11 protein-coding genes and 1 pseudogene are annotated in these 14828 nt (G+C 35.3%); 8 read left to right on the plus strand and 4 right to left on the minus strand.

Annotated elements, in window-relative coordinates; all coding sequences use genetic code 11:
* Nucleotides 1–56 precede the first annotated feature (56 nt).
* On the minus strand, nucleotides 57–278 hold the full coding sequence (locus tag AAGD90_RS02905) for a hypothetical protein (protein WP_223823093.1): 222 nt from the start codon (nucleotides 276–278) through the stop codon (nucleotides 57–59).
* A gap of 284 nt (nucleotides 279–562) precedes the next feature.
* Here AAGD90_RS02905 and AAGD90_RS02910 point away from each other — a divergent pair, with 284 nt between their 5' ends.
* From AAGD90_RS02910 to AAGD90_RS02935, 6 genes are read left to right on the plus strand one after another with little or no spacing between them, the layout of a single operon-like run.
* On the plus strand, nucleotides 563–1288 hold the full coding sequence (locus AAGD90_RS02910; protein WP_155968396.1) for a F0F1 ATP synthase subunit A: 726 nt from the start codon (nucleotides 563–565) through the stop codon (nucleotides 1286–1288).
* 59 nt (nucleotides 1289–1347) lie between these two features.
* On the plus strand, nucleotides 1348–1575 hold the full coding sequence (locus AAGD90_RS02915; protein ID WP_006014985.1) for a F0F1 ATP synthase subunit C: 228 nt from the start codon (nucleotides 1348–1350) through the stop codon (nucleotides 1573–1575).
* A gap of 3 nt (nucleotides 1576–1578) precedes the next feature.
* The gene (locus AAGD90_RS02920; protein WP_010962584.1) at nucleotides 1579–2058 is read left to right on the plus strand and encodes an ATP synthase F0 subunit B; all 480 of its coding nucleotides are present in this window, start codon (nucleotides 1579–1581) and stop codon (nucleotides 2056–2058) included.
* Between the two features lie 8 nt (nucleotides 2059–2066).
* Entirely contained in the window at nucleotides 2067–2543 is a 477-nt protein-coding gene (locus AAGD90_RS02925) for a hypothetical protein (RefSeq protein WP_065094793.1), read from the plus strand.
* Between the two features lie 14 nt (nucleotides 2544–2557).
* Nucleotides 2558–4156 (plus strand): glycosyltransferase family 2 protein, encoded by a 1599-nt coding sequence (locus AAGD90_RS02930; RefSeq protein WP_341822171.1) that lies wholly within the window; start codon nucleotides 2558–2560, stop codon nucleotides 4154–4156.
* Nucleotides 4114–5388, plus strand: coding sequence for a COX15/CtaA family protein (locus AAGD90_RS02935; RefSeq protein WP_410529987.1), 1275 nt, complete (start codon nucleotides 4114–4116; stop codon nucleotides 5386–5388). Before AAGD90_RS02930 ends, AAGD90_RS02935 begins: the two co-directional genes overlap by 43 nt.
* On the opposite strand, the gene AAGD90_RS02940 is transcribed toward AAGD90_RS02935, so the two are convergent.
* Both AAGD90_RS02940 and AAGD90_RS02945 read right to left on the minus strand, forming a co-directional pair.
* Nucleotides 5337–7412: an acetyl-CoA carboxylase biotin carboxylase subunit gene (locus tag AAGD90_RS02940; protein ID WP_341822113.1), complete on the minus strand. Its 2076-nt coding sequence runs from the start codon at nucleotides 7410–7412 to the stop codon at nucleotides 5337–5339. The two genes, AAGD90_RS02935 and AAGD90_RS02940, sit on opposite strands and share 52 nt — an antisense overlap.
* Before the next feature lie 70 nt (nucleotides 7413–7482).
* A complete protein-coding gene (locus AAGD90_RS02945) occupies nucleotides 7483–8202 on the minus strand; it encodes a hypothetical protein (RefSeq protein WP_341822114.1) in 720 nt (239 codons plus the stop codon).
* Between the two features lie 150 nt (nucleotides 8203–8352).
* Between AAGD90_RS02945 and gltX the strand changes: the two genes are divergently transcribed.
* Nucleotides 8353–9783 carry a glutamate--tRNA ligase gene (gene gltX, locus AAGD90_RS02950; RefSeq protein WP_341822115.1) on the plus strand — a complete coding sequence of 477 codons (1431 nt, stop codon included), beginning with the start codon at nucleotides 8353–8355 and terminating at the stop codon, nucleotides 9781–9783.
* Between the two features lie 745 nt (nucleotides 9784–10528).
* Nucleotides 10529–12334, plus strand: a complete 1806-nt coding sequence (sdhA, locus tag AAGD90_RS02955) for a succinate dehydrogenase flavoprotein subunit (RefSeq protein ID WP_213862922.1) — start codon at nucleotides 10529–10531, stop codon at nucleotides 12332–12334.
* On the opposite strand, the pseudogene AAGD90_RS02960 reads toward sdhA, so the two are convergent.
* Nucleotides 12306–14631, minus strand: a pseudogene (locus tag AAGD90_RS02960) (ankyrin repeat domain-containing protein). The gene sdhA and the pseudogene AAGD90_RS02960 sit on opposite strands and share 29 nt — an antisense overlap.
* Nucleotides 14632–14828: the final 197 nt, after the last annotated feature.

A 14828-nucleotide genomic window follows, 5' to 3' on the forward strand; every position in this document is an offset into this window, starting at 1 on the left:
TTGTTGTAGTGGAATACTTCTACATCATTGTTTATGATGTAGAAGCTTTTGTAACTTTATATCTTCTTGCGAAGAGAAAGAATTTTTTCTATATCACCTTTTAAATCTATCTCCAGAAAGAATTTAAGACTTTCATAATCCCAGGCATCCTCATCAATGTTACCATCAAAAAAGAAGTGTATTATTGCATTGTTGAGTCCTATGTAATAATCGCGAGTATCTTCGTCAAGGAAACAATCTACTGATTCGATGTATCCGTTACCAAATTCCTGCTCCAAATTCCTGCTCCAAATTTAAAGGATGATTAGTGTTAATAAAATCTATTTCGTTCATTATATACCTCACTAAAAATTAAATTATAATCAAAATAAGATATTAAGTCAAGATATTGAATAATTTAACAAGATTAGTAAATTTTAAAATACAGAGCTGACTGTAATTAACATTCTAATTACATATTTTGTTAATATGTTAATGTTATAATAATACAGAGCCTTATCTTAATTCTTGACTTTGTCCTATAAAATTCATACTTTATTTACTGTTTATAATTCAGATTAAAATGGCATTAAATCCGCTGGAACAGTTTAAAGTATATACGGTAATAGAGTTACCTAGGTTATTTGGGTATGACGTAAGCTTTACCAATTCATCTCTTTTCACGATGATTTCGGTGATATTGGTGATACTCTTTTTGCTTTTTGGAATAAAGAAGGGGGCAGTAATACCAGGATATTTGCAAGCTGCAGTTGAGTATGTATATGATTTTGTTATTTCAATAATAGAAAATAACACTGGAAGCAAAGGCTTGCAGCACATTCCATTGATATTTACAGTGTTTATTTTCATTTTATCGTGTAATTTAGTTGGTGTTCTTCCTTATAGTTTCACGGTCACAAGTCATGTGATAGTCACCTTCGCTTTATCGATGGTGGTTTTTATTTATATAACGATTGTTGGATTTAAAGAAAGGGGAGTAGAATTTTTACGCATATTGCTACCAAAAGGAACTCCTTCGTGGCTTGCACCTATAATAATTATTATTAAGTTGTTTGCTTATTTAGTAAGGCCGGTTAGCCTATCAATAAGGCTTGCAGCAAATATGATTGCTGGTCATACAATCATCAAAGTGATAGCAGGGTTTATTGTAAATATGAACATATTTTTCACTCCTGCGCCGTTTTTGTTCATAATTGCATTGATAGGATTTGAAGTATTTGTTGCAATTTTACAAGCTTATATATTTACTATATTAACATGTGTATATTTGTCAGATGCAGTAAAGTAATTGACTTCCTTGTAGAATATTTTACAATTACATTATAAAGAAATAATTAAAGGTAATATATGGATTTAGTAGCTTTAAAATTTATAGCAATTGGTTTAGCTGTGTTTGGAATGCTCGGCGCTGGTTTAGGTATAGCTAATATCTTCTCTGCTATGTTAAATGGGATTGCGAGAAACCCTGAATCAGAAGGTAAAATGAAAAGTTATGTTTATATTGGTGCTGCCATGGTTGAAATCATGGGATTGCTTGCGTTTGTACTTGCAATGTTATTAATATTTGCTGCTTAACAGATGCCACAGCTTGATGTTTCAACCTTCTTTTCTCAAGTTTTTTGGTTTTTAATTTTTTTCTCTTCACTTTTTTTCGTAGTAAGTTGTTTATTTTTGCCAAAGTTAGATGAAATAATAAGCACTAGAAGTAAAGAAGTATTGGGTTCTTTTAATAGTTCTGTTCATCTTTTAAGACTTACGGAAGATCAGATTACCAAGTATAACGCAGCTTTAACCCAAGCTAGAATACAGGCAAAAAAAATCATAGATGATGCACTTGCTCAGGTAGAAGAAATGAGAGCTAATGTTAAGAATATATTAGAAGAGGAAGATAAAAAAAAGAGCAAGCTTATTGAAAAAAAAGTGGCAGAATTTAAATCTGAATATACTGATCAGTTAAAACAAATGGCTACTAGTATTGCTTTAATTTATTATACTAAATTGACTAATTCTGAAATTGAAGAGGAATTTATTGCTGACTTGGTGTCCAAAGAATTTTAGGGGTTTTTATGTCTACATCACTGATTATCGGTCTTGCCTTCTTGGTAAGTTTTGTCCTTTCGTATAAATTGCTAAAGAAAGTGATAAAAAATGCGCTTAACAATAAGCGTAACAAAAGCAAATTTTCAAGTGAAGAAACTGAAAAATTCAGGAAAGATATGTTGGAGTATTACAAAAAATCTTCTAAAAAATACAAAGAATTAGATGCAGAAGTTAATAAAATGATGAATGAAGCACTTGATAAAGCTAATAGTATCATTAAGCACAATAGACAGCAGCTAGATCAGACATTAGATGACAATGCCCATTCTAACTTGAAGAAAGTCACTGACCAAGTTGAAAAAGCTCTTGGAGATTTACAGGCTAACACAGCGAATATAGCTGCTGATGCTGTAAAAAAAATAATGCATGAACGTAAAGATGATAAGCGTAGTAGCGAGGTCATATCTTCATTTTCACGTGACTTAAATAAAAAATTGCATTAGGTTCAATGCAACAATTGCCTATACTTCAAGCTGATAATGTAGAAAAAATTAAGTTTGATTCTAGTTTGTGCAAAGAGCCAGAGAAACTTTTTTACTATAAATTTAATATAATTCCTTGGCAAAAATTAAATAATACTACTTTTTTTATGGTTGAAGACACAAGCCGAGATATCAACCGTTGGGTCGAAGCTCATTACGGTATTGACTATGTATTAATAAAAGTGGATAGCGAACAGATTTTAAATCTTCTTAACTCGCACTTTGGTATTTCAGAATTTGCAAGCAACTACTTATATTACAAGAATCCTAATTTTTCAGCCAAAAGCATTAAACTAAGCTCAATATTTTTTGCTTCTTTCTTTATTGTAACTTCAATTTTAACACTAACAGAGAAATATACATATTTTGCTTTGATGTTGATATTTATAATCGGATGTTCTAGCTATTTATTCAAGTTTATAGCTACAATTTTTAACTTATGTAAAACCTCCAACCAAAAAGTGGATTATAGTAAGCTGAGTGAAGAAGATTTTCCTATATATACTATTTTATTGCCTGCTTTTAAAGAAAGTGCAGTGATAGAGCAATTGGTTGAAAGCATTGAAAGTTTGGATTATCCAAAATCAAAATTAGATGTGAAGCTTCAGGTAGAAAGTGATGACCAAGAAACGCTAGCAGCTATAGAAAAGTACACTTTACCGCAGTATTTTGAAGTAATAAAAGTGCCTCATTCTTTGCCTAGAACAAAAGCCAAGTCATGCAATTATGCTATGAGCTTTGCTAGAGGAAAGTATGCAGTAATATATGATGCGGACGATAAACCAGACCCATTGCAGTTAAAAAAAGCACTGATTGAATTTAATAAGGACGACGATAAGCTTGCCTGTGTACAGGCGAAATTAAATTACTACAATTGTGATTATAATTTTCTCACAAAATTCTTTTCTCTGGAGTATATGAACTGGTTTCAATACTTATTGCCTGGATTCCAAAAAATGAACATGCCGATGCCTTTGGGTGGTAGCAGTAATCATTTTTCAGTAAAAATTCTAAAAAAAGTGTTTTTCTGGGATGCTTATAGTGTTACCGAAGATGCTGACCTTGGTTTGAGACTTGCACAAATGGGATATAAAACCAGGATGATTGACTCAGAAACATTGGAAGAGTCACCAATTGCTGTATTTGCTTGGATTAAGCAAAGAGCGCGCTGGATCAAAGGCTATATGCAAACTTATATTGTTCATTTAAAAAATATAAAGTCACTTTATAAACACACTGGATTTAAGGGAATTTTGCTATTGAATCTTTTTGTTGGCTCTGCAGCTTTTATATTTTTTACTACTCCATTTTTACTGCTTTCATTGATATTAACTAAAGTTTTAAATGAATTATTTTTGTACTACTTTGTAGTGGTATACGTTACTAACCTGATTCTTTTGGTAATAGCTGTCAAACAGCAAAAGATGCCTTTTTATTTTTATATAGTATCGATATTTTTTCCGGTCTATAGTCTGCTACATAGTGTTGCAGCTTTTCTTGCCTTATGGGAATTTATTCTTTACCCTGAGCGATGGAACAAAACTCAGCATGGTTTATGGGAGCAAAACCTGTAGCTATTTGGCTTTTTCTCTGCTCGGTCATGGTAATTCTCATGGTAGGGATTGGTGGATTTACCAGACTTTCAAAAGCAGGATTGTCAATCACGGAGTGGAAACCAATTACTGGAACATTACCACCACTGAGTGAACAAGACTGGCTACAAGAAAAATTAAAATACGAAGCTACACCTGAATATAAAGCACTTAACTATGGTATTAGTATGGAGGAGTTTCGCGCTATATACTTAATAGAATATGTACACAGATTGGTTGCAAGACTAACAGGTTTAGTTTTTGTCCTGCCATTTATATATTTCATATTAAGAAGAAAAATATCTAAAAAGGTAGTAATAAAGCTATGTGTGGCATTATTATTTGGAGCTTTACAAGCTTTTGCTGGTTGGTATATGGTTAAAAGTGGTTTAGTAACTGAACCTCATGTTAGCCACTATAGGCTTGCACTTCACTTATTATTAGCATTAATTATCTTTGCATTATTGTCATATCAATTTTTTGATTACCAAATATGGATCCCAGTGTTACGTACACAACTATACGAACATTGCAGTATAAGAGTAATTTTCACCAAGAAAGATGTCATCCCAGTGCCCAGACACTGGGATCCAGAAAACTTAACTTTAAATAAGTGGCTGCATAGTAAAAGCTGGATTCCAGTGTCAGCTACTTTCATGACACCATTTGCTGTGCAATTTATTTTCAAAAGTAAGCGTTCGTACAGTTGTGTGTCAGCTACTCGGATGACAGGATTTCAATCTACTAACAGTAGTATATATTACACAATACTTATTCTGATTCTAATTGTAATACAAATAATTTTCGGCGCATTTGTTGCGGGATTAAATGCTGGTTTGATTTACAATACCTTTCCACTAATGGACGGACAAATCGTTCCAGAAGATTTATTTTTCTTACAGCCTATATGGCTGAATATCTTTGAGAACAGAGCGACAGTGCAATTTATACATCGAGCACTGGCATTGCTAATACTAACTTTGGTAGTAATACTCACAGTAAAAAATGCTAGCATAAAACCGGTATATATTATGCTGCTCTCCGTCGTCATTCAGATCATTTTAGGTGTAATTACTCTATTATTGCACATACCAATAGCCATTGCCATAGCTCATCAAGTGTTTTCATTTATCTTGTTTGGGTCAAGTTTGTACTTCTTATGTTATTTAAGAAAGCAGACTACATCACCAATCTGCACATTTTTTCCTTCTTGAACGGGAATATTTTTTATCACCATTGCTGCTTCAGCACATATGATATTTTCCATTTTCATTGCCTCCACCACAAATAAAGGTTGTCCTATTTCCACCTGATCTCCTACATTTACGTGCAATTTAAATAATAAACCAGATATTGGGGATTTTACAGCATCTGCTGAAATCCCTTCTGTTTCATTATTTAGCATTAACCTACTTAATTCAGCTACATGAGGCTTAAATATACAACACTCAGCTTTCATGCCTGCATGCCTTATGAAGTACTTGCTGCCTTGTCTTTCTATTTTAAGTGCTATATTGGTATCGTCATTAATTGTGATATATAGCAATCTATAACTTGATTTCCACTTGCCTATAACGGAGTATTTATTGTGATTATATACCGTTATTAATATATTATCTTGGTATTTTGCATTTACGGAGTACTCATTGTCATTTATATTCACTATGAATAAATCTCTTGCACGGTCACCTGCCATCCGAGTAGCTGATACTGGTGCCCCTTCTTTTTTACTAGATTCCAGTGTCACGCACTGGAATGACACCTGAGATGTTTCATTCACTGCTTTATGATGGTACCTTTCTTCATTTTCCAAATGAACATATAACGCAGTGAAAATAAATATTTTAATATACTCCTCTGTAACAAAATCGCCGTGAAACCCACTAGGGTAATGATCTGGAATGAATCTCGTATGGAGCTTTGCTGCGATAAAATTTGGGTGATGGAAGATGGATTCTAGAAATTCTATATTATTTGTTACTCCTTCTATATAGCATTCAGACAATGCTTTTTGCATTCTGCTGATCGCTTCTACTCTATCTTTTCCATATGTTATCACTTTGGCAATCATCGAATCATAGAACATGCTAATTTCTGAACCTGCAGCAACTCCATCATCTATTCTTACATAATCATTTTCACCCGGTTTATCGTAATATTTTATTCTTCCGCTGGAAGGGAAAAATTTCTTCGATGGGTCTTCAGCGCAAATTCTACTTTCTATTGCAGAACCAGTAAGTTTAATATCATCCTGATTGAATCTCAATTTCTCTCCACAGGAAGTTCTAATCATTTCTTCTACTATGTCTATTCCAGTTATAAATTCTGTTACTGGATGCTCAACTTGCAATCTCGTATTTACCTCAAGAAAATAGAAGTTTTGGTCTTTATCTACAACAAACTCAACAGTGCCTGCTGAAAAGTAACCAACCTGCTTTGCTAGAGAAACACATTGGACATACATTTTTTGTCTTACTTCTTCACTAATGAATGGACTTGGCGTTTCTTCTATTATTTTCTGGTTATTCCTTTGTATCGAGCATTCTCTTTCTCCAAGACACACTATATTGCCATATTTATCTGCTATGATTTGTATTTCAATATGTCTTGGTAGTTCTATATATTTCTCTATAAAGATACTGCCATCCTTAAAACTTTTCTCTGCTTCATTTGTTGCTGATGTGAACGCTAGTTCAATTTCTTTTTTGGAATTTACAATTCGCATTCCTTTGCCACCACCGCCTGATGCAGCTTTAAGCATAACCGGAAAGCCAATTTCTTCAGCAACTTGAGCTGCGTGGGCAGCGTCGCTAATCTTACCCATATATCCTGGCACTACATTCACTCCAGCTTTTTTTGCCGCTTCTTTTGCTGTTATTTTGTTGGCTGTAACTTCTATTGTTTCTGCACTGGGGCCGATGAAGTCTATATTATGTTTTTGAAGAGCACGTGGAAAATCTGGATTTTCTGCTAAAAAACCATAGCCAGGATGAACCGCCTCAGCACCTGTTTCAACTGCTACTTCACATATTTTTTCAATGTTTAAGTAACTGAGGCAAGATGGCGAAGGGCCGATATATCTTGACTCATCTGCTTGTCTTACATGCACAGAATTTACATCTGCATCCGAATATATGCATACACAAGATATACCCATCCTACGAGCAGTTCTGATAATCCTGCAGGCAATCTCTCCTCTGTTTGCTATTAAAATCTTACTGTACTTCTTTTCCGTCATCGTATGAGTATACTTTCTTAAGTTGAGAAAGTAAATTTCTATATCATTGCCTGCAACTTTTTGTTATATATCAGACAGCCACCCTTGCAAGATCTGTACTACTAAAAGTTTCCACTGGAGTGCTCATGTCATGCAAGTCATGTATCTCACTACACACTTTGCCTGACAGATACGCAGCCCCGCCAGAAATTATCCCAGCCATCGTAGTCAGTGCCATAGATTGAGAAACTAAAAATAAAAAGTATAAAGACAAACATAAAGCAGCAATACACGCTATAGCTCCTATTATGTATAAGCACAGGTGAAACTTCTGGTTACATATGAAGCTGTCTTTTATGCCTGCGATTTCTTTTATTTCTTTTTTGACTGTCTTACTAACCCAGTCAAGAGGAGTCTTTTTAGATTGATCTAGCGCACATCTATTGCACAATGCCTCTTTAACATAATTCTTGACATTTTCTAATTTTTTCGGATCACAATGTGGGTTAGTTTTTTCAGACTCCAAATGCTTGAATATTCCTTTTACTACACTTGATAATATCCCCACTTCTGCTGCTATATGAAATGGATTTTCATGATCTTTATTGTGCTCTAACAAATGAACATTACTTTCAACACTTTTCTTGAAAGTAGATAAAAACTTATCAACCTTTCCTGTTTTTGCAGCTAAATGCAGGAGATTATCTCCCCTAATTCTTTGTTTTGTTTTATCAAAAGGGCCGGTGTAACGCCAATTGATATTATCTTTATTATCTGAAGCCAATTTTGCTATATCTACAAGTCCATCCATAACTCACCTCGCTATATTCAACCAATACTAAATTATACAACACAATTTATGAAAAATAAATAAAATTTTATCTCTCAGAACAAATAAATTCTAAATTGTTACAAACATAAATTTTAGCTATCATCATTTACATTACTGTAACAGACAAATATGCCAGGTATAGTCACGAGATTTGCTCCATCACCAACAGGATTTTTGCACATTGGAGGAGCTCGTACTGCTTTATTCAATTGGCTCTATGCAAAGCATCATGGTGGCAGGTTTTTGCTAAGAATTGAGGACACCGACAGAAAACGTTCAACGAAAGAAGCAATTGATGCAATTATAGAAGGGCTAAGATGGCTCGGTATGAGCTATGATGGGGAAATAGTATATCAGTCAAAAAGAATAGAGCGGCATAAAGAAGTAGCAAACCTTTTAGTTGAGAAGGGTAGGGCGTATCACTGTTATTGCCCTGAGGATGAAGTTGCAGAAAAGAAAATAAAAGCAAGAGAAGAGGGCAAGATATACAAGCATAAATGTACTACAAAACCTCCTTCTTGTCATCCAAGTAGCCGACACTGGGATCCAGAAGAAAATATGTGGTCACGCGCTGGAATGACATCCGGTGTGAGGTCAGTTATCCGTTTCAAAGTGCCAGACTCACAAGAGATCGTCATTGATGATAAAATATACGGCCAAATCAAAGTAAATAGCAACCAGCTTGATGATATAGTGATCTTACGCTCTGACAACACTCCAACATATATTTTTGCTGTCGTAATTGACGATCATGATGCTGGAATAACTGATATAATACGCGGTTCTGACCATCTCACTAATACCTTTAAACATCTGCTAATATACCAGGCTCTTGATTTTGACATTCCACGCTTTGCACATGTGCCGCTTATCCATGGGGAAGATGGGAATAAGCTATCCAAAAGGCATGGTGCCACAAGCGTTTGCGATTATGAAAAGATGGGAATATTGCCAAAAGCGATGCGTAATTACTTGCTGAGACTTGGCTGGAGTCACGGCAACGATGAGATTATTAGCGATGAGCAAGCAATAGAGTGGTTTAATTTAGAAAGTATTGGTCGTTCACCTGCACGGCTCGATTTCAAAAAACTGGAGCATTTGAATAACCACTATATTAGTAATATGAGCAATGAAGATATTCTGACTCTAATGCTTAGAGAAAATACTCTAACTGACAAAAAAAAGGGCTATTTACTGCAGGGACTGACAGAGCTAAAAAAAAGAGCAAACTACCTGACCGAATTATTGGATTTAGCAAAATTTTATATTCAAGATCCGCCACTTGATTTAAGTGAAGAGGCTGAGCAAATTGTCAAATCTAACCTCGATATAATCAAGTTACTCGCGTCATTTCTGTCAAAGATCGGTGATGAAAATTGGAATAAGGGTTTTTTATCTTCTCAGATCAAGGAATGTGCAAAATTGCACGATATGAAAATAAGCGATGTATACCACTCATTACGCGCCCCTATAACTGGAGTAATGGATGCACCTGGAATCATTGATATCATGGTGATTCTTGGTAAAGATGAGTGTATAAGAAGGTTACAAGCAATTTAAATGAAATAAGAAAATTTCTTGACAAGCTTTGCCAGCCCCTTTATCACGACAGTGAAGCTATTGTATTTGCTTTCGCCAATCTGCAGATTAAAAGGTAAGGATTACTTAATGTATCGGCGTCTTATGTTTAATTTTTTGCAGTATATAGATACTGTATGTCTTTACAAAACTTCATCTACATCTAGATTTTTATCTAAATAAGCTGAACGCGCTTACAAAGCGTTACAAGACATCAAAAAATGCCAATACTCGACAAAGATAGTAAAAGACTAGCTAACTCGGGGATTCTTTGTCTTTTTTTCTGCTTGGTAAATTTCTTAAACATTTGCAGCGTAAGTTAGTTGCAATTAAAAGCAGCTGAATTTCGCTTGTCAAGCGTTTAAAACATAAAAAACGCCAATATTTTAAAGCGGATAATAACCACGGGGCTTCTTTTGCCTTTTTTTTCGTTTGGTAAATTTCTTAATGTTTATAGCTAAACGACAATCGTCATCCCGCTGCTTGTTAGCGGGATCTAGAGATACCGCGAATGAATCGCGGTATGACGGTTCGTGGCGGCATGACAATAAGCTCGTCATCCCGCTACGTGTTAGTGGCTGAGATACTGCGGCGGTATGACGTAGGATTCCTGTCATCCCGCTACTTGTTAGCGCCGCGGCGGCATGACGTCTTAACTATAGAAAACTTGTATAGATTTTTTCTACTTCTGTGATATCATAAGCCTGTAATGATAAAATAAGTAAATATGGATAAGTCAGCGTATGAGATCATAGAACATGAGTATGACGTGGTAGTAGTAGGTGCAGGTGGAGCAGGGCTCAGAGCAACGCTTGGGATGGCTGCAACTAATTTTTCAGTTGCCTGCATTTCTAAAATTTTCCCTACACGAAGTCATACAGTTGCAGCACAAGGCGGAATTAGTGCAGCTTTAGGTAATATCGGTGAAGACGATTGGCGCTGGCATGCATATGACACAATAAAAGGTTCAGACTGGCTTGGTGATCAAGATGCAATAGAATATATGTGTAAAAACGCTGCTAAAGCTGTTATTGAACTTGAAAATTTTGGCGTACCTTTTTCTCGTACAGAAGATGGCAAAATATACCAGCGTTCCTTTGGTGGAATGACAACTCACTTTGGTAAAGGAAAATCAGCGCAGCGCACTTGTGCGGCAGCAGATAAGACTGGGCACGCAATCCTTCACACTCTATATCAGCAGTGTCTTAAATTCAACGCTGAATTTTTTGTTGAATACTTTGTGATTGATTTAATTATGGATAGCGAAACCGGAGCATGCTGCGGAGTTCTTGCTTGGTCGCTATGCGACGGCACATTACATAGATTTCGTGCGCATAGAGTGGTGTTAGCAACAGGTGGATATGGACGTGTTTATTTCTCTGCAACAAGTGCGCATACCTGCACAGGTGATGGTAATGGCATGGTAGTAAGGGCTGGATTACCACTTGAAGATATGGAATTTGTACAATTTCATCCAACAGGAATATATGGCTCAGGGTGCCTGATGACAGAAGGATGCCGTGGTGAAGGGGGGTACCTCGTTAATTCTCAGGGCGAGAAGTTTATGGAACGTTACGCACCAAAAGCAAGAGATTTAGCTTCCCGTGATGTGGTAAGTCGCGCAATAACAATTGAAATTAGAGAGGGAAGGGGGGTTGGACCAAAAAAAGATCATATGTATTTAACTATAGCGCATCTTGATCCGGAAGTAATAAAACTCAGATTGCCGGGCATCAGCGAAACCGCAAGAACTTTTGCTGGAGTTGATGTCACTAAAGATCCAATACCGGTCATTCCGACTGTTCACTATAACATGGGTGGCATTCCAACCAATTATTATGGAGAAGTGATCACGCTGAAGCAAGGTAAGGAAGAAGTGGTAGATGGACTATTTGCAATTGGAGAAGCTGCATGTGTTTCTGTGCACGGTGCAAATCGACTTGGTTCTAACTCGCTTCTTGATCTTGTGGTTTTTGGTAGAGCTGCAGCGCTCAGAGCAAGAGAGAAACTAAAATCCGGTACACCACATAAAAAATTGCATTCAGACTGCACAGACTGGATAGTAGATAGATTTAATAAAATGCGATTTGCCTCCGGTGGGCTAAAAGTAGCAAAAATACGCAGCGAAATGCAGAACACTATGCAAAAGTACGCATCAGTGTTCCGTGTTGCTGAAGTTTTAGAAGAAGGCAAAAAAGCTATAAAAAAGGTAGCAAAAATGATGCCTGATATTTCACTTGAGGATCGCAGTATGATGTGGAATAGTGATTTAGTTGAAGCACTGGAGCTTGCTAACATGATCCCACAAGCGGTTATTACCATGGAATGCGCAGCTAATCGCGAGGAAAGCAGAGGTGCACATGCTCGTGAAGACTTTCCTGAACGTGATGACAAAAACTGGATGAAGCACACTATAGCGTGGCTTGAAGAAAAGAAAGGGCAAATTAACGTAAAAATTGATTATAAAAAAGTGGCTGAAAAAACTCTGAGCGGTGAGATTGATTTCATAGCGCCAGAGAAGAGGGTTTATTAGTCAGCCCATCTAAGCTTATTTATGAATTGACGTAGTATTGATATATCGCTCATTTTGGTAGCTGGATTTTCTGCACATTCTGATTGATTTGATGATTTTTGCACCTCTTGCTCTTCTAAATCGTTGGACTTATTTTCTATATCTTTAACAGAGTTATTGCATTGTGTATCATTTTTTGGTGCGTTATCTTGAAGTGTAAGTTGCTTTTCTTCAGTAAACTTTCCTTTAATTTTTCCAAATCCTTCATAAATATTTTCTAAATTCAAGTAAATAAGATAACAAACTCCAATAACTGCTATAATAGATGAGGCAGTTGCAATTGTAATAATTCCTTGAGAAGCACTGAATATTGCTGCACAGGCTAAAGCAGCAAATACAAGCGTTGTCACTGCTTTACAAGCAACATTATTGATGTACTTCACAATATCGCGTGCTTTTAACTTCCTGCCAAAGTTGCACTTCAGTTCAGTTCTCATATCATCTGGAATAAGCGCTCTACCCATTGATTTCTCTATTCCTTTTATAGTTTTATAATACTCTTTGCTCCATAATCTTTCGGGTAGTATTAACTGCTTTGGATCAACACCATTTTGCAATAATTTTACACAGAACTTGATCGTGTTATCACGGCTCTTAGGATTGACCAAATTATGTTTATCTTTTGTCGTCTTAGTAATTAGCGCTACTTGTAGTGGTGTGCGTTCTTTTTCGTTAGCGGCGTTTGCAGCTTTACTAAATTTCTCTTTTTCCACCGAATTTAAAATCAACTCTAAACATGTAACTTTTTGTTCTCCTTTGAATGAAGCAATATAGTGCAGAGCATTTTTTTCATCTTTATCTTGCACAGTAATATCTGCACCATTTTTTAGCAATAGTTCTAGGGTTTCATACCTTTTAGTTTTTTCAAAATTTTTACCTGTACATGATTGTTTCCCGCTCTTTTTTTCTATATACTGAAGTAATCGGTGAAGAGGTGTTTGCTGTTTGTTTCGAGTATTTACCAGTTCTTTGTTTTTTTCTAGTATAAGCTGAGTAAAGTTACACTTTGCTTCTTTCTTTAATGTCACAGCACAGTGTAAGACCGTATCACCATCTGCATTTTTAGTAGTAATATCATCACCTCTCTGTAGCAAATCATTAAATCTATCTATATTTTTATCTGAAACTGCTTTATGTAATGGGTAACCACCGTCGGTAATTTTCGCGATTTTAATTACTACCGAGTTTTCTGTCTTTTGGTCTAACTTAGACTTCTTTACTGACTCTGCTAATTTTTCTAAGAAATTACGATAGTATGTCTTTTGCTCTTCTTTTAAGTCTTGTAATTCTTCTTTAGACAACTGCAAATCATCAATATTTGCTCCTAATTTGAGCAATTGTATAGCAGATACTATTGTATTATCGTAGTGTGGTATAAGTTTTTTTAAAGGTGTTAAAATTTTTCTAGGTGTAGTCTCAAAACTATGTTTTTCTTTTGTTACTTTACTAAGTAACAATGCTTGCAGTGGTGTTTGACCGTTGCCATTTTTATCGTTTACAGCTTTTTCAAGTTGTGCTTTAAGTTCTTCCTTCTTACTCACATTTAGTACTGTATTTAAAAAATCAAACTTTTGTTTTTTCTCTAATTGTGTAACTATTAGGTGTAAAATATTATTTCCTTTCTCATCTTTTATGCTGCTAATATCCGTGCAATCTTTTAGATATTTTTCAAATTTCCTGTTATTTCCATTTTTGATCGCTTTTAGTAATAGAGCATTGCTATTTGTTATTTCGTTGCTTTTCTCTACTTCTTGATCTTCATTTGCTGTATTAGGGTTACTGATTGAATGTTTCTCATAATCATCACCAGCATCGCTACTGTAGTCACTTTCAATTCCACTGTCCCTACGATCATTTTGGTTACAATATTTGCTATTATAAGTAATTTCTGAAATTGCTTGCTTTACTCGCTCTTTTGTTTCATTTGATATTTTTTTCGATCGTTCTATTGCTTTATCTAGCACTGGAAGGAAGCATTGGACATAATACCTATAATATTTTTCTTGTTCTCTAAGTGATTCTTCTAATTTAGTTAATACTTCAGGACTAGCATCTTTTTCAAATAACCTTTTACACTTCTTGAGGGTTCCATCTTGACCTCTTGGTTTTTCACGCTTGTGTTCTTCTTTTTTTACCTTTCTCTCTATAATGCCATACAATTGCTCGTCTTTTCTATCCTGCTCTTGCTTTTTATTTTTATCTATGCATTCACCTAATTTATCTGCATTAGTAGTTAGTGCAGTTATATCTATACCCATACTAAAACCTCAATATTAAAAGCTATTTAAGTTGTCAGCACTAAACTAACAACCAAGAAGTTTGACTTTTAAATTGAGCTAAACGTTGTATATGTGATCAAAATATAGGTGGAAAGGCAGAAAATTAATTTCTGTGAGAAAATTTGCCGTCATAGTTAAACCTCACTTGAACAGTTGCTACTATTTTAACCATTTAA

The sequence above is a fragment of the Wolbachia endosymbiont (group A) of Ischnus inquisitorius genome (genome assembly GCF_964026985.1).
Taxonomy (GTDB): domain Bacteria; phylum Pseudomonadota; class Alphaproteobacteria; order Rickettsiales; family Anaplasmataceae; genus Wolbachia; species Wolbachia pipientis.